Annotated in this window: 24 protein-coding genes; 6 read left to right on the top strand and 18 right to left on the bottom strand. The window is 63.1% G+C overall.

The window, feature by feature from the left end:
* Window positions 1-227 precede the first annotated feature (227 nt).
* A complete protein-coding gene (locus FEZ59_RS18390; protein ID WP_020908702.1) occupies window positions 228-1,190 on the top strand; it encodes a formylglycine-generating enzyme family protein in 963 nt (320 codons plus the stop codon).
* Window position 1,191: 1 nt separating this feature from the next.
* Here FEZ59_RS18390 and FEZ59_RS18385 read toward each other — a convergent pair whose 3' ends face one another.
* Together FEZ59_RS18385 and FEZ59_RS18380 are read right to left on the bottom strand one after the other, a co-directional pair.
* Complete coding sequence (locus FEZ59_RS18385; RefSeq protein WP_172932992.1) at window positions 1,192-2,109, bottom strand: TauD/TfdA family dioxygenase; 918 nt, start codon at window positions 2,107-2,109, stop codon at window positions 1,192-1,194.
* Between the two features lie 35 nt (window positions 2,110-2,144).
* Complete coding sequence (locus FEZ59_RS18380; RefSeq protein WP_020908704.1) at window positions 2,145-2,813, bottom strand: TetR family transcriptional regulator; 669 nt, start codon at window positions 2,811-2,813, stop codon at window positions 2,145-2,147.
* A gap of 206 nt (window positions 2,814-3,019) precedes the next feature.
* Between FEZ59_RS18380 and FEZ59_RS18375 the strand changes: the two genes are divergently transcribed.
* Window positions 3,020-5,356 (top strand): arylsulfatase, encoded by a 2,337-nt coding sequence (locus tag FEZ59_RS18375; protein ID WP_172932991.1) that lies wholly within the window; start codon window positions 3,020-3,022, stop codon window positions 5,354-5,356.
* A 73-nt stretch (window positions 5,357-5,429) separates the two neighbouring features.
* Here the strand turns inward: FEZ59_RS18375 and FEZ59_RS18370 are convergent, their stop codons facing one another.
* The 4 genes from FEZ59_RS18370 to FEZ59_RS18355 all read right to left on the bottom strand — a co-directional run bounded on the left by FEZ59_RS18370 (window position 5,430) and on the right by FEZ59_RS18355 (window position 9,318).
* The gene (locus tag FEZ59_RS18370) at window positions 5,430-6,932 is read right to left on the bottom strand and encodes a DUF4173 domain-containing protein (RefSeq protein ID WP_242459849.1); all 1,503 of its coding nucleotides are present in this window, start codon (window positions 6,930-6,932) and stop codon (window positions 5,430-5,432) included.
* 108 nt (window positions 6,933-7,040) lie between these two features.
* Window positions 7,041-8,036, bottom strand: coding sequence for a HAMP domain-containing sensor histidine kinase (locus FEZ59_RS18365; RefSeq protein ID WP_084325245.1), 996 nt, complete (start codon window positions 8,034-8,036; stop codon window positions 7,041-7,043).
* Window positions 8,033-8,719: a response regulator transcription factor gene (locus FEZ59_RS18360; RefSeq protein WP_020908708.1), complete on the bottom strand. Its 687-nt coding sequence runs from the start codon at window positions 8,717-8,719 to the stop codon at window positions 8,033-8,035. Before FEZ59_RS18360 ends, FEZ59_RS18365 begins: the two co-directional genes overlap by 4 nt.
* Before the next feature lie 65 nt (window positions 8,720-8,784).
* Window positions 8,785-9,318, bottom strand: a complete 534-nt coding sequence (locus FEZ59_RS18355; protein WP_029255974.1) for an NlpC/P60 family protein — start codon at window positions 9,316-9,318, stop codon at window positions 8,785-8,787.
* Window positions 9,319-9,568: 250 nt separating this feature from the next.
* On the opposite strand from FEZ59_RS18355, the gene FEZ59_RS18350 reads away from it, so the two are divergent.
* On the top strand, window positions 9,569-10,693 hold the full coding sequence (locus FEZ59_RS18350) for a serine hydrolase domain-containing protein (protein ID WP_172932989.1): 1,125 nt from the start codon (window positions 9,569-9,571) through the stop codon (window positions 10,691-10,693).
* A gap of 5 nt (window positions 10,694-10,698) precedes the next feature.
* Here FEZ59_RS18350 and FEZ59_RS18345 read toward each other — a convergent pair whose 3' ends face one another.
* On the bottom strand, window positions 10,699-11,922 hold the full coding sequence (locus FEZ59_RS18345; protein WP_172932988.1) for an erythromycin esterase family protein: 1,224 nt from the start codon (window positions 11,920-11,922) through the stop codon (window positions 10,699-10,701).
* Between the two features lie 107 nt (window positions 11,923-12,029).
* On the opposite strand from FEZ59_RS18345, the gene FEZ59_RS18340 reads away from it, so the two are divergent.
* The gene (locus FEZ59_RS18340) at window positions 12,030-12,725 is read left to right on the top strand and encodes a TioE family transcriptional regulator (RefSeq protein WP_084325243.1); all 696 of its coding nucleotides are present in this window, start codon (window positions 12,030-12,032) and stop codon (window positions 12,723-12,725) included.
* 21 nt (window positions 12,726-12,746) lie between these two features.
* On the opposite strand, the gene FEZ59_RS18335 is transcribed toward FEZ59_RS18340, so the two are convergent.
* Window positions 12,747-15,023: an ATP-dependent DNA ligase gene (locus tag FEZ59_RS18335; RefSeq protein ID WP_172932987.1), complete on the bottom strand. Its 2,277-nt coding sequence runs from the start codon at window positions 15,021-15,023 to the stop codon at window positions 12,747-12,749.
* A gap of 115 nt (window positions 15,024-15,138) precedes the next feature.
* Between FEZ59_RS18335 and FEZ59_RS18330 the strand changes: the two genes are divergently transcribed.
* Window positions 15,139-15,411 carry a WhiB family transcriptional regulator gene (locus FEZ59_RS18330; RefSeq protein ID WP_019744832.1) on the top strand — a complete coding sequence of 91 codons (273 nt, stop codon included), beginning with the start codon at window positions 15,139-15,141 and terminating at the stop codon, window positions 15,409-15,411.
* A 65-nt stretch (window positions 15,412-15,476) separates the two neighbouring features.
* Window positions 15,477-16,382, top strand: coding sequence for a transporter substrate-binding domain-containing protein (locus FEZ59_RS18325; RefSeq protein ID WP_172932986.1), 906 nt, complete (start codon window positions 15,477-15,479; stop codon window positions 16,380-16,382).
* A 1-nt stretch (window position 16,383) separates the two neighbouring features.
* Here the strand turns inward: FEZ59_RS18325 and FEZ59_RS18320 are convergent, their stop codons facing one another.
* From FEZ59_RS18320 to FEZ59_RS18275, 10 genes are all read right to left on the bottom strand, one after another.
* The gene (locus FEZ59_RS18320; protein WP_172932985.1) at window positions 16,384-18,039 is read right to left on the bottom strand and encodes a substrate-binding domain-containing protein; all 1,656 of its coding nucleotides are present in this window, start codon (window positions 18,037-18,039) and stop codon (window positions 16,384-16,386) included.
* Window positions 18,040-18,159: 120 nt separating this feature from the next.
* On the bottom strand, window positions 18,160-18,591 hold the full coding sequence (locus FEZ59_RS18315; protein ID WP_003939735.1) for an SRPBCC family protein: 432 nt from the start codon (window positions 18,589-18,591) through the stop codon (window positions 18,160-18,162).
* A gap of 73 nt (window positions 18,592-18,664) precedes the next feature.
* Window positions 18,665-20,302, bottom strand: a complete 1,638-nt coding sequence (locus FEZ59_RS18310; protein ID WP_003939876.1) for a cation acetate symporter — start codon at window positions 20,300-20,302, stop codon at window positions 18,665-18,667.
* Window positions 20,299-20,661, bottom strand: coding sequence for a DUF485 domain-containing protein (locus FEZ59_RS18305; protein ID WP_003939976.1), 363 nt, complete (start codon window positions 20,659-20,661; stop codon window positions 20,299-20,301). Before FEZ59_RS18305 ends, FEZ59_RS18310 begins: the two co-directional genes overlap by 4 nt.
* Window positions 20,662-20,823: 162 nt before the next feature.
* Window positions 20,824-22,575, bottom strand: coding sequence for a cation acetate symporter (locus FEZ59_RS18300; protein WP_019744836.1), 1,752 nt, complete (start codon window positions 22,573-22,575; stop codon window positions 20,824-20,826).
* Between the two features lie 10 nt (window positions 22,576-22,585).
* Window positions 22,586-22,957 carry a membrane protein gene (locus FEZ59_RS18295; RefSeq protein ID WP_003939880.1) on the bottom strand — a complete coding sequence of 124 codons (372 nt, stop codon included), beginning with the start codon at window positions 22,955-22,957 and terminating at the stop codon, window positions 22,586-22,588.
* Entirely contained in the window at window positions 22,954-23,784 is an 831-nt protein-coding gene (locus FEZ59_RS18290) for a LytTR family DNA-binding domain-containing protein (RefSeq protein ID WP_202022972.1), read from the bottom strand. The genes FEZ59_RS18295 and FEZ59_RS18290 overlap by 4 nt, the downstream gene beginning before the upstream one ends.
* A 12-nt stretch (window positions 23,785-23,796) precedes the next feature.
* Entirely contained in the window at window positions 23,797-25,014 is a 1,218-nt protein-coding gene (locus FEZ59_RS18285) for a histidine kinase (protein ID WP_019744838.1), read from the bottom strand.
* Window positions 25,011-25,397, bottom strand: a complete 387-nt coding sequence (locus FEZ59_RS18280) for an MmcQ/YjbR family DNA-binding protein (protein WP_172932984.1) — start codon at window positions 25,395-25,397, stop codon at window positions 25,011-25,013. The genes FEZ59_RS18285 and FEZ59_RS18280 overlap by 4 nt, the downstream gene beginning before the upstream one ends.
* A 4-nt stretch (window positions 25,398-25,401) precedes the next feature.
* Complete coding sequence (locus tag FEZ59_RS18275) at window positions 25,402-26,619, bottom strand: lipase family protein (protein WP_172932983.1); 1,218 nt, start codon at window positions 26,617-26,619, stop codon at window positions 25,402-25,404.
* Between the last annotated feature and the right edge of the window lie 8 nt (window positions 26,620-26,627).

Here is a 26,627-nt window from a genome sequence, read left to right as displayed (position 1 = left end):
CCAAGGGCCTGCTTGTCTCGATCACTGGCCAGACCGGCAACTTCAAACTGGCTGCAGTGCAGCGAAATAGATCGATTGATCGACAAGGGAGTCGATCCGAGTTGTTTCGCCTAAATCCTGATCTACGGAGGCTGCGACACGGAGCATTTCGACGCTCCGTGTAAGTGTCGAGACACTAGGTGGGACTCTCCCCACATCGGCGTGACCAACGTGCCATTCTTGAATTCATGACGACGCCTCACTCCACGGCAACTCCCCCGAAGAACATGTCTTTGATCCCGGGTGGGACGTACTGGATGGGCTCCGAAGACTTCTATCCGGAAGAACGCCCAGTTCACCAGGTCACCGTCGACGGATTCTGGATGGACACGACGGCGGTGACAGTCGCCGAGTTCCGACGCTTCGTGAAGGCAACCGGCCACGTCACCACTGCGGAAATCGCCCCGGATGCCGCCGACTATCCCGACGCCGATCCAGCCCTCCTCGTCCCGGGATCGTTGGTCTTCAATTCCCCACCCGGCCCGGTTTCACTCGACGACTACACCCAGTGGTGGTCGTTCACTCCCGGCGCCGATTGGCGCCATCCCGAGGGCTCCGACAGCAACATCGGGGGACGTGAACGGCACCCCGTCACCCACGTGTCGTACTTCGACGCCCAGGCCTACGCCGCGTGGGCCGGCAAGGAACTCCCGACCGAGGCCGAGTGGGAGTTTGCCGCCCGTGGCGGACTCGATCGCCAGGCCTACGTGTGGGGCGATCACGACTCTCCGGGCGGGCGCCCCGGTGGCAACGTATGGCAGGGCCAGTTCCCCTGGGAGAACCTGCTCGAGGACGGGCACGAGCGCACCGCTCCGGTCGGAAAGTTCCGGCCCAACGGCTACGGACTGTTCGACATGGCCGGGAACGTGTGGGAATGGACGGCCGATCACTACACGTCCGACCACGCCCACAGTTCCAAGAACGTCGCGCCGGCCTCGTCGTGCTGCATTCCTCGCAATCCCCGCGCGGAGTTCGCCACCGAGGCCTTGGCCGGCGAACCCTACGCACGACGGGTGATCAAAGGCGGCTCACATCTGTGTGCACCGAACTACTGCTTGCGATATCGCCCCGCCGCGCGGCAGGGCGAATCCGAGGAGTCCTCGACCTGCCACGTCGGCTTCCGGTGCATCATCCGCATTCCGCAGGAGTAGATCAGAAGGGCCGGTCCCCCAGGATGGCCACCCGCTCCATGACGCGGCGATGAGGGAAGTAGTCGCTCGCAGCGTAGTGCTGGGTGGCCCGGTTGTCCCAGAAGGCAATGGAATTCGGCGCCCACTTGAAGCGGCACTGGAAGTCCGGGACCTTGACCTGCGCGAACAGCAGGTTGAGCAGATCGTTGCCTTCGACAGGATCCATATCCGGAATGTGGGTGGTGAAGAGGCTGTTGACGAACAGAGTCTTACGCCCGGTCTCCGGATGCTTACGCACCATCGGATGCAGAACCGGCGGGTACTGCTCCTTCATCTGCTCCAACTTCTCCGGGCTCATGCTGCGTCCGAAGGACGGCACAAAATCGTGGATGGCGTCCTTGCCGTCGATCAAGTCCTTGATCTCGTCGGGGAGGCAGTCGAAGGCGTTACCCATATCGGCCCAGAGCGTGTCACCACCGGCAGGCGGTACGTCGATCGCCCGAAGTACTGAACCGAGCGGCGGCGTCTTCGTCCAGGTGACGTCGACGTGCCAGATGTTCTCCGTTCCTGGACTGTCCTCACCGCGTTCGAATCTGACGACTGCCGGGACCTCTCCCTGCGGGAGAAGTGGATGAACCTCCAGTTCACCCCAATGGGCCGCGAAGTCACGATGATTCAAGCTCGAAATCGGCTGGTCCCGAAAGAACACGACCTTCCATTCGAGGAGGGCCCGGCGCACGTCCTCGATCTGCTCCTCCGACGGATCACGCAAGTCGATATCGCTGATCTCGGCACCGATGAACGGTGTGACGGGTGTGAGAGTGAACCGCTCGTACGGCCTCGATTCAACGCCTTCCGGATTACGCCTCATTCCGCGTGGTCCGAATTCGATTGTGTGATTGCCGATTTGGACTGTTCGTGATGATGTAAGGGTAGCCATCGAATGACTCCGTCCTGTCGTGTCGTGTCGCGGGGTCACACGTCAGTCGACGCATGCAGCCGCTTTGCTCGTGTGCGTTTGTGTGCGCTTTGGGGTGCGGTCAGTGCTCCTACCGCGAGATCGACCAGATGATCCACCGTCGTATCGAAATCTGCCTGCACAACCGGGTTTTCGTCTTCGCGGCGCTGCTCGAAGATTGCCAGAGCGGAGACGCTCATGTTGAACGTCAGATCGATCCGTTCCACCGCGACGCGGCGGGGCAGATGTGGCAATGCCCGCGTCAACCTGCCGACAACCTCGTTGATTCCTTCACTGACCTCGCGAAACTCAGCACTCTGTGTATCCACTGACGGTGAAATTCTCGCGATGAACCGCGCATAGTTGGACCCGTCGACCGTCGTCATGAAATCGGCCAGCGGATACAGGAAGGCTTCGACCAAAGCACGGACCAGGTCGGTCCGCCCACTGGCGTCGACGTCGTCCAGATACGTCAGTCGCGCGGCATTGATCTGATCCATCCGATGCCGGAATACGGCCAGCACCAGACCGTCTCGCCCACCGAAGTGATACTGAACTGCAGAGTTGTTGCGCTGCCCGGCCGCAGTCGCCACGTCCCGCATGGACACTTCGTGAATACCGTGCTCGGCGAACATCCGCTCGGCGACGGCGATCATGGCGTTCTTGGCATCCAACGAGGCGGGCATGCACCGACCATATAAGTCACTGACTTAATTCCGCAAGACCCACCCCCTGTGCGCGGTTTGGGAGTGCAGGGACTCCTTAACCACTCACAGGGGTGATTGTCCCAGTCAGCGAGACCTACGCCGCCAACTGAATTCCGATCGATACTCTCCAAATTAAGACGACTGCTTAATCGACCCCGGTTTTGCACACGCCAAGGAGCCTGCTGGTGAATCGCCATTCCATCCCGATCATTCCCGAGACGCCGAACGTCGCGGCCGCCGTGTACTACCCCGATCAGAATCCCCCGTACACCCGCCCGGAACCGCTTCGCCCGCCGGTCGGGGCCCCGAACGTGCTGCTGATCATGATCGACGACGTCGGATTCGGCGCACCCTCCGCGTTCGGCGGCCCGTGCCGCACCCCCACCGCCGAGCGTTTGGCCGAAACCGGCGTGAAATACAGCCGATTCCACACCACGGCTCTGTGCTCGCCGACGCGTGCCGCCACACTGACCGGGCGCAACCACCACAGTGTCGGTATGGGTGTCATCTCCGAAATGGCCAACGCGGCACCGGGATACAACGGGACCCGTCCCGCCTCTGCCGCCACGGTCGCACGCGTCCTGCAGGGAAACGGCTATGCGACGGGCGCTTTCGGCAAGATGCACCAGACCCCGACGTGGGAGACCACCGCTGCCGGGCCGTTCGATCGGTGGCCGGTCCGTGAGGGTTTCGACAAATTCTACGGTTTTCTCGGTGCCGAGTCCGATCAGTTCACCCCGGTTCTCTACGAGGACTTCACGATGGTCGACTTACCCAAGACGCCACAGGAGGGTTACCACCTGTCCGAAGATCTCGTCGACCACGCGATCGAATGGGTCGAGGGTGTCAACACGATGGACCCGGACAAGCCGTGGTTCTGCTACCTCCCCTTCGGCGCGTGCCACGCTCCACTCCAGGTCCCGGACCGCTACCTGGACAAGTACGTCGGCGAATTCGATCACGGGTGGGATCGCCAACGTGAGATCACCCTCCAAAAGCAGAAGGAACTGGGTGTCGTCGCTCCTGACACCGAGTTGGCCCCCTGGGCTCCGGGGCTCCCGCACTGGGACGAACTCGACGACGACCAGAAGAAGGTCTCGGCCCGTTTGATGGAGTTGTACGCGGCATTTCTCGAGCACACCGACGACGAGGTAGGCAGGCTCGTCGACCGGTTGCAGGAAATGGGTGTACTCGACAACACTCTGGTGCTCTACATGCTGGGTGACAACGGCGCCTCCGCCGAGGGCGGCATGGAGGGCTCGTTCAATTACCTCGCCGGCCTCAACGGTTACAAGAGTGCGACATCCGACGTACTGGCGCGCTACGACGAGTTGGGGACCGAAACCAGCTACCCGCACTATCCGGCGTCGTGGGCTCTGGCTCTCGACACCCCGTACCAGTGGGCCAAGCAGGTTGCGTCCCACTACGGCGGTACCCGAAACGGTCTGATCGCCCACTGGCCCAAGGGGATCGACAAGCCAGGCGTCAGGGAGCAATGGCATCACTGCGTCGACATCACGCCGACAATCCTGGAAGCTGCCGGTATTCCGGCACCGACCAGCGTCGACGGGGTCACCCAGAAACCGATGGAAGGCGTGGCAATGAACTACACCTTCGCCGAGCCCGACGCCGAAGAGCGCCACACCACACAGTATTTCGAGATCTTCGGCAACCGCGGAATCTACGATCACGGTTGGACCGCAGTCACGGCCCACCGCGCACCCTGGCTGATGGCCACTCACGGCCTCGAGCTCACACCGATGAGCGAAGACCGTTGGGAGCTGTACGACACCTCGGTCGACTGGTCGCAGGCCCGCGATCTCGCGGACGAGCATCCCGAGATCCTGGCCCGGCTCAAGGAAAAGTTCCTCGTCGAGGCGGCCAAATATCAGGTGTTGCCGCTGGACGACAGAACGGTCGGTCGCCACGCCACCGCGGAATCACGCCCCCCGCATCCGATGATGGGCCGCAAGACCCTCACGCTGTACCCACACATGAACGGTCTGGTCGAGAAAGCCGCGCCGACGTTCTTCAACCGCTCGTACACGCTGATCGCGAGTCTGGGTAGCGTCGCCGACGGCATGCTGGTCAGCCTCGGTGGCCGGTTCGGCGGATTCGCTTTTTACATACTCGATTCCGTCCCCGTCTACTGCTACAACTTCAGCGGCGGTGGTCGGACCTTCGTGCGCGGGCGCAACCCGCTGGCACCCAATGCACGCGAGGTGTCCGTCCACTTCGAGTACGACGGCGGCGGAATCGGCAAGGGTGGAACCGCAACCCTGAGCGTCGACGACGAGGTGGTCTCCGAGGGCCGGATCGAGAAGACCACTCGGGCGATCTTCAGCATGAACGAACAGCTCGACGTCGGCATCAACCGGGGAAGCCCGGTCGCGGAAGAGTTCGCGGACAAGGGCACGTTCCGCTACGGCGGCAAACTCAACAGCGTGACGATCGACTTGCGCTCCACCCGCGACGTGGTGTCCGCGGAGGAACGGGAGAAAATCTCACTCGCCGTGCACTGATCGAACAGGCGACGCTCGCCGATTGTGCAGCCGCGCGCGATATCTGCCGTGCGGCTGCACAATCGCCCTGCGTCTATCCGACCGTGTACATCTGCAGGCACGGCCCCACCGGGCGAGCTTCCAGGATGTCGCGCGCCTTCTCACGCGCAGCGTTGAACTCCCAGGGCGCAGTGGTACCCGGCACTCCGAATCGATATCTGCTCAAGGCACATGAACGCTGCGGTTCCGGTAGACGATCCAAGGCAGGTACCGCGTCGACAGAGAGCCCGTGCAAGTAGGAAACGTCGATGCTCTTGCCGCCCTCGAACCGCTCCACGTTCTTTTGCGCGATGTACGCATCGGGGTTGAACACCGCGAAGGCCAGCAGCGCGACGGCCGAAGTGGCGAGAACGGCTGTGGGCAGACACTTCCCGGACATCCGAATACCTGCGACGAGCAACAACACGAACACGAAGCCCAGAAGCAGCTCTGTCGCGAAGACGCTGACCCGGAGCACCGTGAAACCGTACTGATTCTCGTACAACCACATCCGGTGCACAGCGGATGCCACGATCACCAGACTGAAGAGGCACAGTGCACCCAACAGTCCGCGGGCAAGACGCCTCGATCCAGCGTCGCGGCGGTCGATGTACCGCACTGCGACGGCGATGACGAGCAGCGTCAGCACGGTAACCGCCATGAGCTGCCAGAAACCCTCACGCGCGTAGTCCGCGTAGGTCAGTCCGTCGGTCACCTGTACGTGCTCGTCTCCCCCGAACAGCGTCTTCGTCTGTACTGCAACAAAACCGAGGAACAGCACGTTGAGCACTCCGAGCGGGACCGCCCACTCCCACATCGGCAACGGCGTCGCCGGCGCAGGTGCAAACGCGTCCACCGTCGGCGTTCTGCGACGCAGGTACACCGCAACCAGCGTGCCGAACGCCATCACGACGCCGGCAAAGATCCGTGCTCCCGGGTTCGACACCGAGATGGCAGGAGCGAAGCCGCCGAAGATCTTCGCGAACTCCGGATCCGCACTCACGAACAAAGATCCGAAAATCAGCAGGAGAAGAATCGATACTGCGCTCACGACGACAACTCGCGCCGCCGGCACCCGCGGAGCGGAGCGGGTAGCAAGTTTTCGACGACGAACGAAGTTGACCGTACGGTGGGGTGCCCGCCAGGGAGCGACCGTTCCCAGAAGTATTCCGGTCCACGTCCGCCCGCCGATCAGAGTCCACGTGAACAGAACCCACGCAGCTACGACGCAGAGGAACACCAACCACTCCGCACCGCGAACGGCGGCAACGCCCAGAAGTGCGAGCATCCCCATCGCGGCGGCCCACTGCGTCGTAGACATCCGCGGCGGCGTCAGAATCCCGAACACGATCACCACGCCGACACCGACGATCACGTACGCGATACTCACGAACCCTGGATCGAGGATCAGGGCCGCCAGCGCCCCAACGCCGCTCGCGCCGACGAGCATCGAGCGGGTGGCCATCGACGTGCGATCGGGACGCCAGAACCGGCTGGGTCGCTTGGGTTTTGCAACCGGTATCGGCGCTTTCGGCGGAATGACTATTGGAGCGCTCATGTGATCTCCCATGTTTCGGGTTCAAATTTCGGGTTCGGAACTACGGGCGAATGCCTGATGAAGGCATGCGCCATCGCGAGATCTCTCGATCTCGTTGGAAACTTTGATTCAGCTCTGCGGCAGCACTACTCGAATGCAGCAGCCCGACGGGGCATCGACGACGGCGATCCTGCCGTCATGTAATTCGACCGCCCACTTCGCGATCGCGAGGCCGAGCCCGGTTCCCCCGTCGGTCGATCCGCCGCGGATGAAGCGGTCGAACACTCGCTCACGGGCCTGTGGCTCGATGCCGGGGCCGTCGTCGTGGACATCGAGCACCAACTCCCCTGCACTGCCGGTACGTACTCGGATGACAACTTTCGTGTCGACGTTCCCGTGCTGAACCGCGTTGTCCACCAGGTTGGTCACCACCTGATGGAGGCGATCCGGATCGGCTACCACGGACAAGTTCGGAGGCTTGACGTCTATCTCGATGTCGCCCGCACTCACACTCGACAGCTCACGTAGGAACGGCTCGACCTCGAAACGGCGGCGCTTCAACGGCATAGCGCCGCCCTCGAGTTTCGAGAGGTCGAGAAGGTCGGCCACCAGCGCTCCCAGTCGTTCCGTCTGCCGCAACGCCGATTTCATCATCGCCGGATCCGGTTCTTCGACACCGTCGACAACGTTTTCGAGCATGGCTTGCAAAGCGGTGATGGGCGTGCGTAATTCGTGGGAGACGTTGCCGATCAACTCGCGGCGGTACCGGTCGTCGGCCCCGAGGTCCTCGGCCATCCGATTGAACGCATGGGCGAGTTCGCCTACCTCGTCGCGGGAAGTCGCTCGCACCCGCCGCGAATAATCGCCACGCGCCATCGCCTTCGCCGCGGCCGTCATCTCGCGAAGCGGTGACGTCATTCCGTGTGCGAGCACTTGTGTAACTCCGAGAGCGACAACCAACGCCGTCAGGAGAGCAAAACGAAATGGTTGTTGCGACGTCAGCCAGAAACCGCCCGCGGCGAACAACAACGCTGCGACAACCAGGAGGCCGACCTTCACTTTGAACGATCGCATCGGGTCCAGCGGCCGCGGCCACCGTGCAAAGAGTCGGTCGACGCCGCTCATCGCGGCACGTCCCAGGCGTACCCGACGCCGTGAACGGTCCGGATCACGGAAGGTCCGAGCTTGCGTCGTAGAGCCTTGACGTGGCTGTCGACGGTCCGACTACCCGCTCCCTCACCCCAGCCCCAGATCTCCTCGAGCAGCGACTCCCGCGGGATCGCCGCTCGCGGCCGCTCCGCCAGGTAGGCGATGAGATCGAATTCGGTGCGAGTCAGGTGGACTTCCTGCGTATCACGACGCACTCGACGTTCGGTCAGGTCGATCACGACGTCGCCGAACTCGAGCAAGTCGGCCACCGGGCGAGCAGCGTGCTCCGCACGATCAGCGCGCCGAAGCAATGCCTGAACACGGGCGACGAGGACACGCATGCTGAACGGCTTGCTCAGATAATCGTCGGCCCCGACGCCGAGACCGATCAGCATGTCGGTTTCATCGGCACGAGCGGTCAACATCAGCACGGGCACCGGGCGCACGGCCTGGATGCGGCGGCAGACTTCGAGGCCGTCGAATCCCGGCATCATCACGTCGAGCACCACTAGGTCGGCGTCCATCTGCTCGCAACGGGTCACAGCACTGGGACCGTCGAATGCCAACTCGACGTCGTAGCCCTCGGCACGCAGCCTCGCTGCGATGGACTCGCAGATACTGACCTCGTCGTCGACCACGAGCACTCTTCGCTGACTCATGGAACTGACTGTATTCGGCCCTCGTGGATGAACCTGGGAGGACTTGTGAAGGTTCTGTGCAGGTTCTAGAACCTGCGGATGTTGTTGATCGGCAGATCCGCCAGCGGCGTCAGTCCGGTCGGAACACCAACTCCGTAGGCGTTGAACACCATTCCGAATCCGGCGTAGATGCCGACGTGCGTCGCACCGGGGTAGAAGGTGATGACATCGCCGGGCGCGAGGGCCCACCGAGGAACCGGCTGTCCGACGTTGGCCTGCTGTTGGCTGGTCCTTGGCAGATTCACTCCCGCCTGCCGAAACGCCCATTGCACCAGCCCGGAGCAGTCCCACGAGTTCGGCCCGACACCACCCCACTGGTAGGGCTTTCCGGTCTGAGTGCTCGCTGCTGCCAGCGCGATCAGGCCTGCCGGACTCGGAATGGGGAGGGCGGCTGATCCGCTGCTGATGCTTCCTGCGCTTCCCAGGCTGCCGGAGCTCCCGCTACTGCCGCCGCTACCGAGGCTCCCCGGATCGGCCGAGGCGGGGGCAGCGGAGAGCAACAGGACGCTTCCGGTCAGCAGAGCAGCGACCGTTCCCGTGCGGAGTGTCGACTTCTTCATGCATCCGTCCTTCGTGGGAGTCGTTTCGGCGCGCGGCAGCGCACCTCGATAGCCGTGAACTGGTAAGACACGTGAAAACAAACACTTCGTTCGGATATTAACGGCGTAGACGTGGTGTTCGGACAGGAATCATTGATCCCATTTGTCGGTTTTCGACAAACAGGCCTTACGTCCCGGCCTGGCAAAGATCAGGGAATGATCGGGGATTTCCTGGATCCGTCGGAGCCTGCGGATCCCTAGATTCGAAATCATGCGCTCATACCTCCTCGTCGCCGCGGTCATCATCGGAGCCACCACGGCGCTGATCGGTTGCTCGACGCTCCAGCGCGCAGTGGAGATTCAATCGGATCTCGACGGACTCACCAGGTCGGGTGTCGTCGGGTCGATCGCAACACTCGACGACGGAACCACGACGGCTGTCATGACCAGCGGCGTACCCAATCGGACCAACTGCGATTCGATCGGCAAGAATGATCGGGTCCGGATCGGAAGTGTGACAAAGACATTCACCGCTTCGCTCGTCCTGCAGTTGGTGGCCGAAGGCAAGGTCGACCTCGACGCACCGATCGAGCAGTACCTCCCGGGCCTACTGCACGGCAGTGACGTGGACGGCAGTGGCACAGATGGCAGTGGCACAGATGGCAGCGCAATCACCGTGCGGCAACTGCTGCAACATCGCAGCGGCCTACCCGAGTTCGCCGGAGAACCCGGCGCCGACGAATGGATTGCCGCAAACGAGGACCGAACGCTGACGCCGTCCGCCGCGGTCGCCATCGCCCTCGGCAAACCGGCGCAATTCGTCCCCGGAACGTCGTTCGTCTACACCAACACCAACTACATCGTTCTCGGAATGCTCGTCGAATCGGTGACCGGCCGCAGCTACGCCGACGAACTTCAGTCTCGGATACTCGACCCGCTGGACCTGGAAGACACGTACCTCCCGGCGGCCGGTGAGCGCGACATCAGGGGCGATCACCTGACGGGCTATCAGGATCTCGACGGTGGCCTGACCGATGTTTCCCGCACGGAACCGTCGATCCCCTGGTCTGCCGGAGCGATGGTCTCGACGGGCACAGACCTGAACACCTTCTGGCGTGCGCTACTCGACGGGCAGGTGGTGCCGGCCGAGCAGCTTGCCGAGATGACCACCCCTCAGGTCGGCGCCACCGAAGCCGAGGGGCTCGGGTACGGGATGGGCATCGGCGCCACCGAACTTCCCTGCGGCGTCACCTATACCGGCCACAGTGGCGGGATCTACGGGTACTACACGCTGTCCGGTGCGACGCCGGATCGTGCGTTCACCGTGACGCTGACGTCGACGCCGAAGGACCAGCCGGACACCGTCGCGATACTCTCGCACGCGCTCTGCCCCTGACGCTGTTACCAGTACTGATGACGCTGCCCGTCGGTATCCGCGACGAAGATGACCGCGTCGGCGCCGTCCAACTCCGAAGGTTTCAGCGGCAGATGCCCTGGCAGGATCGCTTCTCCCGCGGTGATCGACGGGCCGAGCGCGGCTAGCAGGGCCGGAGTCGAGAACAGGGCACGCCGACCGGTCGCATCGGCCAACGCTCCCTGCAGAGTGCCCGGATCACTGTCGGGGTTGGCGTCGGTTGCCAAAAATACGTAACGCTCCCCGAGGACAAGTCCGACAAGTGAGCCGGCGCTCCCCCAACTGACCACGTCGCCGTTGACCGGCATGTCGGACGGCACTCGCAAGAGATGGGCATTGTGTGCGAACAGCAGGCTAGGCCCGCGTCGCTGCTCCTGGGCGATGACCGCCAGCAGGTTCTCGGCCATCATCTCGGCACGCAGACTGAGCAGTGTTCCAATGCGATCAGGAGCGGAACTCGCCATCGCGGAGTGATAGCGCAAGAGCCCCAGAGCGGTGCGTGAATGTGCAAGGGCCAGGTCGTACCCGGCCGGGTCGACGGGTCGCAGCACTGGTGCGGCGCGCCGCAGGACGCTGCCGAGGTCGTCCGCAATGATGCGCAGAGCGCGAGCATGATCGGAGTTGCCGACGGACGCAGCCGGATCGAACATCGCCGCCGGGTTGGTCCAGTCGGCGTCCTGACCCAGTAAAAGGTCGGCGTCGTCGAGAGATTGTGGCCGCAACGCGGCGGGCAGGAAGTCACCTGCCGCAGACAGTGCGCGGCGCGGGCTCGGTGCACCGGAGTACTCCACCGGAGCGTCGAAGCCGTAGAAGCGAACTCGGTCAGCCGGAGCGCGGCCGTCGTTGTACTCGCGTAGCCATTCGACGAGTTCGCGGTTTCCCGGTACCGCACCGAATCCGTGGCTGAAGCCTGTGGCGAGCACCTTCTCGATGTCCGCCTCTCCCCCGTTCACGTACTCGTCGACAAGCAATGCCGCAAAGACATCTGTTTCGAGCACGATCGACCGATATCCTCGTTCGACCAGTTGGCCGAGAAGTTCGTTGCGCAGCAACGGAAAAGCCTTGATCCCATGAGTCGGCTCGCCGAGAGCGAGCAGAGCCGGCACCTCGGTTCGTGCTGCGAGCACTTCGTCGACGGCACGACCAAGACTTGCCGCGTCTTCGAGTTGGCGGCCGAGCTCACTCAGCGCTGGGGCAGTGGACATGATCATCCCTTTCGAAGGTGGACTGCCTTCGACAGTATCGTTGAAGATTCGGGTGAAACTTTTACAACAATTACCTGGGGTATACCGTGAAAAGCCTCAATCGGAGGTGATCAGTGCGGCCCATCGACCTTGCCCGTGAACACGGGTTGTCCGCACAGGCGATCCGCAATTACGACGACGCCGGCGTCCTTCCTCCGACCGATCGCAGCAACGCCGGCTACCGGCGATACACCCCAGTGCACGCGCAGGCCCTGCGAACTTTCCTCGTATTGCGCGGCGGTCACGGCCACCAGCGGGCCACGGAAATCATGCGTGCGACCAACCAGGGCGACACCGAGTCCGCCTACCGCCTGATCGACAGTGCACACGGGACACTGCTCGCCGAGCGAGGAACTCGCACCGAGGTAGCCGCAACGCTGGGGACTCTGTCCACCATGGCACCGGCACTGGTCCACGGTCCAGCGCTGACGGTCGGTGAGCTTGCGCGCCGTCTCGGCGTTCATCCGGCGACACTGCGCACGTGGGAAGAGCACGGCATCCTGCACCCCGAGCGCGAACGAGCAACGGGTTATCGCGAATACGGTCCGGAGTGTGTGCGCGACGCCGAGATCGCGCGGCAGCTGCGGCGCGGCGGCTACCGACTGTCGCAAGTCGCCCAGTTTCTCGATTCGCTGCGCGAGGCCGGCGGAGCGGACTCATTGGCAGCGTTCCTCGAATCCTGGCAAGACCGGCTGACCACACGCAGTCGCAACCTTCTCGCCGGCGCGGCTCAGCTCGATGCCTATCTCACGATGCTGGATCAGACCTAGCCGGGCCGTCGTCGACGCAACCTATTCTCGCCCTGTGACATCGCCCGGCTTCTTGTCCTCCCGCAGACCCCGCCAACTCGGATGGCGAAGGCGTCCGGTCCCCGTCCAATCCATGAACCGCGCCTCACCGACGAGTTCAGGCCTCACCCACACCGCACCCTTGCGGTCATCTGCTGGAAGTTCCTCCTCGAACGGACTTTCCTTCTGACGCAACGGTTCCAGCACCGCAAGCAGTGACTCCAAATCACGATCACTGAAGCCGGTACCGACGCGCCCCACGTAGGTCAATCCGTCCTCACCCGGAATTCCCATGAGCAGCGCCCCGATCCCCTGCGCTCGATTGCCCTGCCCGGTGCGCCACCCACCGATCACCACCTCTTGGGTGCGCCAGTTCTTCACCTTGATCCAACTCGACCCCCGCCGCCCTGGAAGGTAGACCGATGCACGACGTTTGGCGACAATCCCTTCCCACCCGGCATCGGTACTCACCTCCAAGGCCTTCTCCGCCGTGCCCTCGATCTGCGGTGGTACCTCGAGCTCACCGACCTTGCCCGCCAACGCATTCAACACGGTGCGGCGATCCGAATAGGACTTCCGCAGCAAAGACACTCCGTCGAGGTACAGAAGATCGAAGGCCAGGAACACCGGTTCCCCACCTCGCTGGAGGAGGCCGAAATCTGTAACTCCCGCGTCGTTGTACGCCACCACCTCACCGTCGAGAACCACGTCATGACCGTCCAGCACCTCGGCCAACCCGGCAAGGGCTGGATAGTCCCGGGTCTTGTCGTTACCCGCGCGACTGCGAAGCGACATTGTGCCCGAATGAGATTCGAGAATCACTCGAATCCCGTCCCACTTTCCTTCGAAGGCCCACTCCTGCGGGTCGAGACCTTCGAGCGTTCCAGCGGTGGCAAGCATCGGCTCGAGATTCTTGGGAAACTCCGTTCCGAAACTCGCGTTCTGATCCTTCATCAGATGCATCAACCACTGATCACCCTTTGTCCGGATCAGCGCGAAGCGTCCCTGCACCCGCTCCCCACTCAAGCGCACGATCACCTCGTCTTCACGCCACTTCTCGGTCTCGTATGTCCCGGAATCCCAGATCGTCATCGAACCGCCGCCGTACTCCCCCTTCGGAATCGTGCCCGAGAACGTGGCGTATTCGAGCGGATGATCCTCGGTGTGCACGGCCAACCGATTTTCTCCGGCACTGGTCGGCACACCCTTCGGGACTGCCCAGGACACGAGCACACCATCCCGCTCGAGACGAACGTCGTAATGCAATCGTCTGGCGTGATGTTCTTGAATCACAAAGGTATTGCCCGCTGTCTCCTTGTCCACTGCAGCAGGGATCGGCTCCGGAGTCCGGTCGGCCGACCTCTTGTTGCGGTAGTGCGTCAACGTATCGGCTACAGACGCCGAGACCGGCGGATCCAGATCGCCCAGCAGATCACCGTCGGATTCGACGCGCTCCAGAACCTCGTCGAACAGCAGGTGGCGCAGTTTCGGATCGTCGAGTTCGTCCCAACTGCGCGGCGCGGCAACATAGGGTTGATCGCGACCACGCATCGAATACGGCGCAATGGTGGTCTTGGCTGCGTTGTTCTGACTCCAGTCCACGAAGATCTTGCCTGCCCGGACATTTCGCGCCATCGTCGCGGTGACGAGATCCGGGTGAAGCTTCTCGAGCCCGGTGGCGATCTGCTTGGCGACAGTCGACGCACCACTGCCGTCCAAGGCTCGATCCAGTGGAACGTAGAGGTGGATTCCCTTGCTACCACTGGTTACCGGATAGGCCGTCCACCCCAGAGTTGCGACCAGATCTCGAATCGACCTCGCCACCTCGGCGCACTCGGACAATCCGACGCCCTCACCTGGGTCGAGATCGAATACCAGTCGTGTCGCCGGACCACGCTCGGAACCGTCGAATCGCCATTGGGGAACGTGTAATTCGAGTGCCGCCTGTTGCCCCAGCCACGCCAGGGATGCAACGGAATCGAAAATCGGGTAAGTGACGACGCGATCAGAATGTTGCAGCGACGCACGCGTGAGCCACTGCGGGGCAGACGACGCCAGGTTCTTCTCGAAGAAGGACTGACCGTCCACACCGTTGGGCCAACGCTTACGAGTACCAGGTCTACCGACGACATGCGGAAGCATGACTGCGGCGATACGGGTGTAGTAGTCGATGACTTCGGCCTTCGTGGTGCCGCTCTCGGGGTAGAGGATCTTGCCCAGATTGGTCACGGACACGGTTGTGCCGTCGAGAGTGATCTGACCCCGATCCGTCGTTGCCATCTCCTCATTGTGCTGGATAGCGCTGCGTCTGGCAGTAGAAATCTGATGGATCGGAAACCTGCCGCTGCGCCAGGCCACGGGCAAGACTGGATTCTCGATGGGAGAGGAGACCACGATGACAGTTCGCAGTTCCGTGGAGCCGTTGGTGGACAACAACTGGCGGATGTTCGCCACCTGTAAAACAGTGGACCCGGCGGTGTTCTATTCGCCGGGTGAAGAGCGCGGACGCAATCGGGCTGCACGGGAGAGTTCCGCGAAGCAGGTGTGCTTCCGCTGCCCGGTCATTCGGGACTGCCTGACCTTTGCACTCGAGACCGCTGAACCGCACGGAGTCTGGGGTGGGACGACACCGTCGGAGCGCCTTGCACTGCGACGCTCAGCTGCGTGAACTCCGCTCACACGAGACCCCCGTCACGTCCAGACCGGACAAACAGGCAAGATGGCCTAGTGCCTATGACACGACGCGCAGTTGCCGTGACCGCGATCTTCGCTTCCTCGATCTTGTTGGGCTCGTGTTCGTCGCAGCCGGAGGCACCTGCGGCAGCAGATACCACCACCACGGTTCCCGAGGCGTTCACCAAACTTCCCTCGACGACCGCAGTGGACAAGTGCGGACCCCAGAGCGGGACCACCCTCGAAGACGGTGTCCTGACCATCGCCACTGACTCACCGGCGTACGCGCCGTGGTTCGTCGACAACGATCCGTCGAACGGCAAAGGCCTCGAGGGTGCGGTGGCCCGGGCGGTCGTCGACAAGCTCGGGTACAACACCGACCAGGTTCGCTTCACCACTGTCGCCTTCAACGACGCATTGAAACCAGGCCCCAAGGATTTCGACTTCGACGTCAATCAGTTCACGATTTCCGGGGATCGCCGCGCGAACGTCGACTTCAGCTCGCCGTATTACGCAGTGGCGCAGTCGGTGATCGCCTCACGCGGAAGCAATGCCGCCGGCGCAAAGAATCTTGCGGATCTGGCCGGCTACCGTTTGGGCGCTCAGACCGGTTCCACCAGCCTCGCGGCGATCACCGACACGATTGTTCCGACCACTGCGCCACGCGAGTTCGCGACCACGGACGACGCGAAAGCTGCGCTGGCCGCGGGCGAGATCGACGCATTGGTCGTCGACATCCCGACCGGATTCCACATCACCGAGAACGAACTGCCCGGGTCGGTCATCGTGGGTCAGTTTCCGCGGCCCGGCGCAGTCACCGAATTCTTCGGTTTGGTGCTCGAGAAGAACAGTCCGCTGACCGAGTGCGTCTCCGCGGCAGTCGATGCGCTCTACGCCGACGGAACCCTCGAGAAGCTCGCAACCGAATGGATTACCGACAGCGCCGACGCACCCGTTCTCGAGTAGTTCAGCCGGCGCGCCCACTGATCGCGCCGACGAAGACCTTCGGGATGTCTGCCGGTGTCGGAGCGAAGTGACTGTTACCGCCGGTGAGAGTCGAAATCTGCTCGAGCACATCGGTATCGGCATCATCGGTGACACCGATGGTGATGATCGGTACCGGCCGCGTCGGGTCCTGCTCGCGAGTCAGGGCGTCGAGAAGTTCCTGCAGGGCGATACCCGACGGATCGTCGTTGGCACCGTCGGTAAGCAGAATCACCGAATTGATCGAGGCCGGATCGTAGGACTGTTGCATGGACCGATACGCGGCGAGAACGCTGTCGTACAAACCTGTTCCGCCGCCGACGATCGAAGAGAGGTTGTCGATCCGAGACAGCAGTTTGCTCCGATGATCCGTGTCACCTTCAGTTGCATCCATACGGGCGACAGGTTCGAGTTCGCGGTAGTCCGTCCCGTCACCGAGGTCTACGGAGAACGCCCAGAGACCCAATTGTGCGTTGGCAGGGAACATTCGGATCGCGATGTCACCGGCCTGCGCCGTCGCGGCCATTCGAGTGACCCCGTCCTGCATGTAGTCCATAGACCCCGAGACGTCGACAACTGCCAGCGCGCGGGAAGGCCTGGACAGAATCTCGTACCGCGCAAGCGCTTTGGTGACCACGGACGGATCGGACGGCACCAGCGAGCCGACCTTTCCCACTCCACCGGCTACCGGTGGAGCCTGATCCGCGCCGCGGAACCCGAGGCCGGCAAGTACGGAACGCCCGGTGTCCGATGCCAGCGCTGCCGCCAGCAGTTTGCCGGCGTCGTCCGCCGCCGACGAGTCTGCACCCACACTTGCCAACGGGTAGTCCATGAAGACCGAACCGGACGACGGTACCGACGCGGTGAGTCGACTGTCCGCATGTGCGGCGAGATAAGCCTCAAAGGTCTGCTCGGTAGTCACCGCGGTTCCGCCGGACGCGTCCACGGTTTGGATGCGCCCGGTCGAACCGGTTTCCTTCAGATTTCCGTACTGCGCTTGTGCCACCGGCACCAGGGCTGCCGAAATGGATGTGAGGTCCCCGCCCCGCGACTGGGTCTCGGCAAAGGCCGCCACGATCGGCGCGCTGGAGACGGCACTGGTCAGGGGATCGCCGATGTGCAGCGATGGAGCGCCGAGGACATCCGTCCATGCGCCGGGTGCCTCGGCATCCGGCGCCGAGACGGCGACAACCGGGGTGGAGGCGACCGAGTTGCTAATCCGGCGAATCTCCTGCCCGCTCGCCGAAACCTTGTCCAGCCATTCGCTCGAATCAGGGATCCACAGTGCGGGCGAAGTACCGTCGGCGATCGCCGCGACGGTGAGCACGGGATCTTGCGGCGTCACGCTGAGCGAGCTGCATCCGAGATCCGCGGCGGGGATGGCAGCGGCGACAGCTTCGAGTCCCGAGGCGATCGACGGATCGGCCGCCACGGTCACGGTTTCCGGGTTGTCACAGTTGGTTGCCGTCGCAGCTGCAGCGGCGCCCGCACCGAGTTCTCCCTTGTCGCTGACGCTTTTGAACGTCACGGCGAATGCTGCGGTTCCACCGACTGCAACTACCGCCAAGAGTCCGATCAGAACCTGCACGGATCGAGGCATGGACGCAGGTGGTGCGCCGTACCCATGACGAGACGACATTGATCGAATCCTTTCCGGCGGGACCCGCATCATTAACCAACTGATGCCCGGTTTATCCCGCCGAAAAGAATCCTAACTCATGTTAGCGGTGAAGTAGCTCTATGTGGAACTCTCTACAAACTAGGTGTAGATCTGGACAAACTGGGCCAGTGACTTCTCCACATCGCCTTTGAGCGCCCGCGCCACACTCGAACCGATCGGGCCGAACAACGGCGCGCCGCCCAACTCGACTGTCAGCGCGAGTTCCGACCCGTCGCCCTTTGCCTTCACGTCGAGTTCGAGACCGAGCTTGACCCCGCCCTTGCCGTCTCCCTTGAGTGAGATCGCCTTCGGGACGTCGTACTTCTTGATGGTCCACCGAACACGGTTGCGCAGGCCTTTCACCGTCACGACCGAGCTGATCTCGGTGCCGACACCCAATTGCTCGGGAAGTTCACTGCGCCATCCGTCGTGAACCACGAGCCAGTTTTCGTAGCCGCTGAGATCGGAGGCCTTGTCCCACACTTCTTGAGGAGGAAGCGGAACGTCGATTTTCACTGTGAGCTTTGCCATGGCAGAACAATAAGCCCCGTGCGCCTTTTCCGTAACCAGAGGTACCAGAAAGACGCACGGGGCTTTGCCCCTCTTAGTGGCTGACGGCCTTTTCGACGCCGACGCCGGTGAGGGAGCGAACTTCCATCTCCGCCTGCTTTGCCGGATCTTCGATCTTGTTGCGTCCGATGTACGTACCGACGATGCCGAGGACGAATGCCAGCGGGATCGAGACGATGCCGGGGTTCGAGAGCGGGAACCAGGCGAAGTCGGAGTTCGGGAACATCGACGACGGCTTGCCCGACACTGCCGGGGAGAACACGATCAGCGTCAAGCAGCTGACCAAACCGCCGTAGATGCTGAAGAGCGCACCGGTGGTGTTGAACTTCTTCCAGAACAGCGAGTACAGCAGGGTGGGTAGGTTCGCCGAGGCCGCCACTGCAAAGGCGAGGGCCACCAGGAAGGCGATGTTCTGCCCCATCGCCATGATGCCGAGAACGATGGAGACGAGTCCGATGACCACGACGGTGATTCGAGAAACTCGAACCTGCTGCTCCTCGGTTGCGTTGCCGCGCTTGATGACACTGGCGTAGATGTCGTGAGCGAACGACGCCGAAGCAGTGATCGCGAGACCGGCAACGACGGCGAGGATGGTCGCGAACGCCACCGCGGAGATGATGCCGAGGAAGATGGTGCCACCGAGCTCGAAGGCGAGCAACGGAGCGGCCGCGTTCTCTTTACCGGGTGCTGCCAAGATCTTGTCCGGTCCGACCATGCTGGCCGCGCCGTAACCGAGAACCAGTGTGAACAGGTAGAAGGCACCGATGAGCGCGATCGCCCAGGTCACCGAGCGGCGAGCTTCCTTGGCAGTGGGCACCGTGTAGAAGCGCATCAGCACGTGCGGCAGGCCCGCAGTGCCGAGCACCAAAGCGATTCCGAGAGAGATGAAGTCGAGCTTCGTCATTCCGGAAAGACCGTACTTGGCACCGGGTCCGAGGATGTCTCGTCCCTGCACACCCTTGGTGGTGGAACTGTTGACCATGTCCTGCGCATTGGCGAGCAACTGAGAGAAGTTGCCGCGCACTGCCCACAGAACGAGTACGAACATGATTCCGGCTCCGGCAACCAGCAGAACTGCCTTGACCATCTGTACGTAGGTGGTGCCCTTCATGCCGCCGACCAAGACGTACACGATCATCAGCACACCCACGATCGCGACGACGATCGACTGTCCCACCTTGCCGTCGATGTTGAGCAGCAGGGCGACAAGTCCACCGGCGCCGGCCATCTGGGCAAGAAGGTAGAAGAGGGAAACGGCCAGGGTGGACAGGGCTGCCGCCATGCGCACCGGACGCTGCTTGAGCCTGAAGCTCAGGACGTCGGCCATCGTGAATCTGCCGGTGTTCCTGAGCAATTCGGCGACCAGAAGCAACGCAACCAACCAGGCGACAAGGAATCCGATGGAGTACAGGAATCCGTCGTAGCCGTACACGGCGATCGCACCTGCGATACCGAGGAACGATGCCGCCGAGAGGTAGTCGCCGGCGATGGCGAACCCGTTCTGCGGGCCGGTGAACTGCCCACCGCCGGTGTAGAAGTCGGACGCCTTCTTGGTGGTCCGGCTGGCGCGGATGACCAGCGTCATGGTCACGACGACAAACGCGAGGAAGATCGCGATGTTGAAGGCGGGGTTTCCTACGTCCGTTCCGGACGCGGCGAGTGTGGTGATCACTGTGCGGGACCTTCCAGTTCTTCACGGATGGCGGCGGAGCGGGGATCGAGCTCACGACCGGCGAACTTCACGTACCACGCGGTGATGGCGAAGGTCGTGACGAACTGCCCCAGGCCGAGGATGATGCCGAGATTGATGTTGCCGAGGACCTTGGTGGCCATGAAGTCGTGGGCATAGGTAGCCAGGACGACGTACACCGCATACCAGAGCAGGAAGAATGCAGTGATGGGGAAAACGAACTTGCGCAGACGCGTTCGGAGTTCCTGGAATTCGGGACTCGCTTGCATGTCTATGAATGCCTGGGCATCCGGGGTACGTCGCTCTTGCGGCGACCCCTCACTGATTTCTGCTGTGGACACTGCCGGCTCCTCGCCTCGCGTGTGAAGTGAACTACGCACAGACGTTAGTGAGATCGGAGTCACATGAAGATGCTGTGGCGCCAGTCACACGGTGAGCAGTCGCGCGCTGCGCCGAACGGTCAGGCAGGCGCGACCAACGGCAGAGGGTTCGGGCGGTGAAAGTCAGGGTTGGCGGAGATCGTCTTCGCGATCGGAGCCCATTCCGAGCCGTTCCGGGGCGTGCATCCGCGTGAAGATTCGCGCAATATCTGCCGGTATCTGCTTCGACGACACCTTGCTCACGACGATCATCGTGAGGAACGCCAGCGGCACGCTCACCGCGGCCGGGAACGCGAAAATGGCTGCCGGCCAGCCACCGAGGACGTCCTCCGACAAACCACCCAGGACGGCGACAGTGGCGGCAGTGCCCGCAACACATCCACCGACCACCATCCCCGCCCCCGCGCCGACGGCAGTCAGACCGCGCCACCAGATACCCAACACGAGCAGTGGGCAGAGCGTCGACGCGGCGACCGCGAACACCAACCCGACGGTTCTCGAGAGGTCGACCGACACCACCGCCAGCGACAGCACGAGCGGAACGAGCCCGGCCAGGAGCGCTGCAATACGGAAGTCTCGAACTCGTCCGCGGAGAACATCGGTACTGACGACGCCCGCGATGCTGACGAGCAATCCGGACGACGTCGACAAGAAGGCGGCAATGGCACCTGACGCGACGAGGGCTGCCAGCAGTTGTCCGCCCCACCCCGAGAACACCGAACCCGGCAGCAGCAACACCGCGGCGTCGGAGGTGCCCGTGATCAGAAGTTGCGGAACGTACAGGCGAGCGAAGACGCCGAGGAGGGTCGGAAACAGGTAGAACACGCTGACCAGACCGACAACTGCAAGCGAGGTCAGACGAGCGGCCCGGCCGTCGGGGTTGGTGTAGAACCGGACGAGAACGTGAGGCAGGCCGAGCGTTCCGAGGAAGGTCGCGAGCATCAGCGAGTACACCTGATACATCGGGTGCGGCCCGCCGAAACCCCAACCCGGGGTGATCCAATCCGAGTTCTGCGCGGGCGCTCCGGCGACGACGGGAACCGCGGCTCCCGCGTCGAGAACCATGGACATGCCTTCACCGAGGGTGTGCTCCCCCGGGCCCAGTGTCACGGTTCCTTCGACCACTCGCCCGTCGACTGTGCCGCCGCTGACCGTGACCGGCTCCGATACCTGGACGACGACGTCGGTGGTGATGTCGACGGTCGTCGCAGTGGTGACCGTCGGCGGCATCGACGCGCCGACGTCGTGATGATCGCCGAAGAAGTAGAAGGTCAGTGCCACAGCGGGAATCGCGACGGCAGTCAGTTTCAGCCAGTACTGGAAGGCCTGAACGAAGGTGATCGATCGCATCCCGCCGCCGACGACGTTGGCGATGACGATGACCCCGACCGCGACCCCGCCGATCCAGCTGGGAACCCCGAGCAGAATGTTGAGCGTCAGTCCCGCGCCTTGGAACTGTGGAATCAGATACAGGATGCACACCATCGCGACGACGAGCATTGCGAGCTTGCGCAATCGCGGTGAGCCGAGACGGAATTCGGCGAAATCGGGGACGGTATATGCACCGGAACGCCGAAGCGGTGCTGCGACGAACAGCAGCAGGGCGAGGTATCCGGCGGTGAATCCGATGGGATACCAGAGGGCGTCGGCGCCGTATTTCGCGACCAGCCCGGCCACGCCGAGAAACGAAGCAGCGGAGAGGTACTCACCGGAGATGGCCGTCGCATTCCACCGCGCGCTGACGGTTCTGGACGCGACGAGAAAGTCCGAGGTGGTACGAGCGAGCCGAACGCCGTAGATTCCGATAGCTACGGTTGCCACGGCCGCCGCAACGATGCCGAGCACCGTCAGCACCGGGATAGGTTGTCCTCCCACAGCGCCGCGCTCAGTCGTCCACGATGTCGTTGAAGTCCTGCTCGTTTCGCTCCGCACGACGCACGAACACCCAGCCTGTGGTCAACAGCAAGGGATACACGGCGCCGCCCATCACGAGCCACGGCAACCGGATGCCCAGGACTGCGACCTCCGACAGCGTCGGGAAGAGGTGTGTCAGAAGCGGTACTGCACACAGGAGCCCGGCTGCGACGACGGCAAGGCGAATCGCCAGTCCCAACTGCGCGCGAACGAGACCGCGGATCATGGCGTCACCGACTTCCGTCTGTTCCTGCACCTCCACCCGCGTACGGACGATCCGTGCGCCACTACGTTGCGCCAACACAACGCGCTCACGCTGCGGAGGATCGGACTGCGACGTCACCGTGACAACCAGCTCTGCTTGGGCGCACGAACCAGTCGATCCTTGAGTTCACGGGTGTGTCTGCGGCTGACCGGAAGTTCGACGGGAGGCTTGTCTCCGTGCGGGCGCAGACAGACCACCAATCCGCTGCCTACTGTGCGGATGCCGGTGACCAGCGCCAAAGACACCAGGTAGGAGCGGTGCACGCGCAAGAAGCCCGCGTCGGCCCAGCGTGATTCGAGTGTCGAGATCGGGATGCGTACCAGGTGCGACTTCCCAGCGGTGTGCAAACGCGCGTAGTCCCCGTCGGCTTCCACCCACTCCACCGAGGAACGTTGAACGAGCGTCGTAACGCCGCCGAGTTCCACCGGGATCACCTCGTCGGTGGACGCAGCTTCGGGCTTGTTCTCGCTCTTGGTGCGCCCGGCCAACCCCACGATCCGTTGAACGGCCTGAGCGAGACGCTCCTCGCGGAGCGGTTTGAGTAGGTAGTCGACGGCACCGAGGTCGAAGGCATCAACAGCTCGATCGTCGTGCGCTGTCACGAACACCACGGGTGGTGGCGTCGCGAAATTGGAGAGGATGCCTGCCAGTTCGAGACCGTCGAGTCCGGGCATGTTGATGTCGAGAAATACCGCGTCGATGCTTCCACCGCGCAGTATCCGCAACGCAGTCGTCGCATCCGATGCCGTGTGAACGTGCGCCACCGAGTCCTCGGCGCGCAGCAAGAAGGCCAGCTCGTCGAGGGCTGGTTTCTCGTCGTCGACGGCAAGGACAGTCAGCTGGGCATCAGTGTCAGTCTCGTTCACAACAGGTCCATGTTCCCACGACGGTTTCAGCCTGATCATCGAAGGCGAGAATCAGACGTGAATACCCTGCTTGAACTTGGGAACACGCATGCTGACCTTCGTACCGGCACCCGGCGCTGTCTCCACCACGAGTCCGTAGTCGTTGCCGAACGCGGCACGAAGTCTGTCGTCGACGTTGGCCAAACCGACGTGAGCAGCTTCGCGTGCGCTGGGTCGTCCCGATCCCGACTCGATGGCGTCAAGTGAGCCGGAACGCAGTAGTTCAGGGTCCATCCCCACACCGTCGTCCTCGACGCTGATGATGCAGTCAGGTCCCTCGTCCGCGGCCACGATGCTCACGGTCCCGCCCTCCGGCTTACTCGAAATGCCGTGACGAACCGCGTTCTCGACCAGCGGCTGGAGAGCCAGGAAGGGAAGAACCACGTTGAGCACTTCGGGTGCTATCTGAAGGCGGACGTTCAGCGCCTCCCCGAATCGCGCGCGTTCGAGGGTCAGGTAACGATCGATGTTGCGTAGCTCGTCGGCAAGCAGGGTGAACTCACCCGCAGATCGGAACGAGTACCGGGTGAAGTCCGCGAACTCGAGGATCAGTTCTCTGGCCCGCGCCGGGTCGGTTCGAACGAACGACGCGACCGTGTTGAGCGCGTTGTAGATGAAATGGGGACTGATCTGCGCGCGGAGGGCACGCACTTCGGCGCGATCCAACAGGGCTCTGGACGCGTCGAGGTCGGCGAGTTCGATCTGGCTGCAGGCGTATCGAGCCACCTCGGTGACCGCTCCGAGCATTCCCGGCCACGGGTCTTCGCTGGTGACGATTCCCAGCACGCCGACCACGCCGATGTCCTCGATCAGCAGGGGCTGAGCGATCAGCGCTCGCACATGGTGATCGCTCGGTCCGCGCACCAGGTCCGAGTGGGTGACGAGCACCCGGCGTTCGCCTTCGATCGCGCGAATGGCGGCGTCGTGGAATTGATCGGACAACGCTTCGTGACGGCCGTCCCACGCCAGCAGATTTCCCGACGCGTCTGCGAGGCCCAGACCGGAACCGCCGGTCAGCTCGCGTAGGTGAGGCGCCGCCTCGGCGGCCGAATTCTTGTCGAGTCCACGCCGAAGTGGCCGCGCGGCAAGTGAAGCAGTATGGAGCGCGGCATGGACGGCACGCTCGGTCGGGGTGGTCACCTCACGTCTGGTGCGCATCCACACCGCTGTCAGTGCCCCGGCCACTGCGAGAATCAGCACGCTGAGAAGCGCGACCACGGCCGGACTCAATGCGAATCCTCGTCCAGTTTCCGGATCAGTGTTTTCGGGGCCACCGTGCGGTACGCATCTTCGACGACGTCGGCTACGTCGTTCCAGAATTTCTCGTCCTCGGTCTCGTCGGCACTCGGAACGTCGAGGTACACACCGATCCATCCCCGGCCACCCACGTACGGGGGGACGAAGAACCTCGTCGGATCGCGACTGACCCAATCTGCCTGCGCCCCAGGTGGGGCCGCGGCCCAGATCGCGAGGCGATCGTCGTGGTGGTGATCTGCCATGGTGACGAACTGCGGCGCTTTGCGCACGAAAAACGACGATTCACCGTGGCTGACCCGCTCGGTTGCCTCTGGCAATGCCAGTGCCAGAGCGCGGATTCGTGCCGACGCCGTCATCGATTCACGACCCGCAGGTATTCGGTGCCGGAACACCTGCAAATCGATCCTTCACCCACGCAACAGCTCCCGGCACAGCGGCGCCGTCCGCGTGACCTTCGCCCGGTCGCGCCTGGAATTCGATGACGTCACCCTCGGCGCAGGCACGTTCGACGGCCGCCTCGGTCCATTCCGGACGGATGAGGTTGTCATTGGTACCGACGACTACGTACATCGGACCGCTCGCGCGTTGGCGTGGGAGAGCAACGTCGCTGAGCCACGCGTGAATTCGGTCCGCGTCCTCGGCGGTAGCTGGCCGGGTGTCGGCGGGCGTCACCTTTCCGACAAGACCCAACTTCTCCGTCGCGCGAGAGGACAGGCACGAGGTGAGCAGGTCGTAGTTCTGCTCGAATGCGCCGCGCACGTAGTCGGTTCGTTCGAGCTCCGGATGGGTGAGGGACAGCCCTTCGAGTACATAGGGCAGCAGCAGTTGCTGAGGCAGTGACAGATTCACCTCGGAATCACTCGAGATGATCGGCGAGATGTCCGCTGCCGGGGACAGGTTTGCTGCACCGACGAATTCCAGTCCGTCGCCGTAGGTGTCGGCTTCCTCGGCCGCTGCCCAGGAAGCCTGCCCGCCTTGGGAAAGCCCCAGAGTTGCCCACCGAGTCGAGGTGTCCGGAACGACGTTGCGCGCCGCTCGAACCGCGTCGATGACGTTGAACGCCGCGGTGTCCGGTTGCAGGTAAGGATGCGGGTCCGGAGTGCCGAGGCCCTCGAAGTCGGATACAGCGACCACGTATCCCGAGTCGAGGAACGGCGCGACCAGGCCGATCGTGCCGAAGAGGGTCGGCGAGGTCGACGGCGCACAGTCGTCCGAAATACCCGTCGTGCCATGGCCGATGGAGACGATCGGCCAACCGCCCTCCGGCGGCGTTCCAGGCGGTGTGAACACGGTTCCCGATACCTGGGTCTCCCGGCCGTCGATACCGGAGGTGGAGCCGTACAGGATTTTCACCGCGCTCGCTCCGGACGCCGCCACTTCGGCTGTGCTGGTGAAGGGTTCACTGTCGAACACGACGCCGCGTTGCGCGCTGCTCTCGACCGGCGGGGTCGTCGTGGTTGCGTTGTCGGTGACAGAGACATCTGGCGAGGCATCCGATCCGCAGCCGACGCTCACGAGGAGCGCGCTCGCCACCACGACTCCCCAGCCTGCGCGAACCCTCGAACTCCGAACCGTCATACGCAGTG

The sequence above is a fragment of the Rhodococcus sp. MS13 genome (assembly GCF_013277835.1).
Lineage (GTDB): Bacteria > Actinomycetota > Actinomycetes > Mycobacteriales > Mycobacteriaceae > Rhodococcus_F > Rhodococcus_F erythropolis.
This window is presented reverse-complemented; position numbering and strand designations above follow the sequence as displayed.

Bases quoted from the DNA above. Each gene is read 5' to 3' on its own strand.
- FEZ59_RS18380 (WP_020908704.1), bottom strand. From the start codon at position 2,813: ATGCCCGCCTCGTTGGATGCCAAGAACGCCATGATCGCCGTCGCCGAG.
- FEZ59_RS18365 (WP_084325245.1), bottom strand. From the start codon at position 8,036: ATGAGCGGCGTCGACCGACTCTTTGCACGGTGGCCGCGGCCGCTGGAC.
- FEZ59_RS18280 (WP_172932984.1), bottom strand. From the start codon at position 25,397: ATGACGGCGTCGGCACGAATCCGCGCTCTGGCACTGGCATTGCCAGAG.
- FEZ59_RS18320 (WP_172932985.1), bottom strand. From the start codon at position 18,039: ATGTCGTCTCGTCATGGGTACGGCGCACCACCTGCGTCCATGCCTCGA.
- FEZ59_RS18350 (WP_172932989.1), top strand. From the start codon at position 9,569: ATGCGCTCATACCTCCTCGTCGCCGCGGTCATCATCGGAGCCACCACG.
- FEZ59_RS18275 (WP_172932983.1), bottom strand. From the start codon at position 26,619: ATGACGGTTCGGAGTTCGAGGGTTCGCGCAGGCTGGGGAGTCGTGGTG.
- FEZ59_RS18325 (WP_172932986.1), top strand. From the start codon at position 15,477: ATGACACGACGCGCAGTTGCCGTGACCGCGATCTTCGCTTCCTCGATC.
- FEZ59_RS18290 (WP_202022972.1), bottom strand. From the start codon at position 23,784: ATGATCAGGCTGAAACCGTCGTGGGAACATGGACCTGTTGTGAACGAG.
- FEZ59_RS18330 (WP_019744832.1), top strand. From the start codon at position 15,139: ATGACAGTTCGCAGTTCCGTGGAGCCGTTGGTGGACAACAACTGGCGG.
- FEZ59_RS18315 (WP_003939735.1), bottom strand. From the start codon at position 18,591: ATGGCAAAGCTCACAGTGAAAATCGACGTTCCGCTTCCTCCTCAAGAA.
- FEZ59_RS18360 (WP_020908708.1), bottom strand. From the start codon at position 8,719: ATGAGTCAGCGAAGAGTGCTCGTGGTCGACGACGAGGTCAGTATCTGC.
- FEZ59_RS18355 (WP_029255974.1), bottom strand. From the start codon at position 9,318: ATGAAGAAGTCGACACTCCGCACGGGAACGGTCGCTGCTCTGCTGACC.
- FEZ59_RS18390 (WP_020908702.1), top strand. From the start codon at position 228: ATGACGACGCCTCACTCCACGGCAACTCCCCCGAAGAACATGTCTTTG.
- FEZ59_RS18385 (WP_172932992.1), bottom strand. From the start codon at position 2,109: ATGGCTACCCTTACATCATCACGAACAGTCCAAATCGGCAATCACACA.
- FEZ59_RS18345 (WP_172932988.1), bottom strand. From the start codon at position 11,922: ATGATCATGTCCACTGCCCCAGCGCTGAGTGAGCTCGGCCGCCAACTC.
- FEZ59_RS18370 (WP_242459849.1), bottom strand. From the start codon at position 6,932: ATGAGCGCTCCAATAGTCATTCCGCCGAAAGCGCCGATACCGGTTGCA.
- FEZ59_RS18335 (WP_172932987.1), bottom strand. From the start codon at position 15,023: ATGGCAACGACGGATCGGGGTCAGATCACTCTCGACGGCACAACCGTG.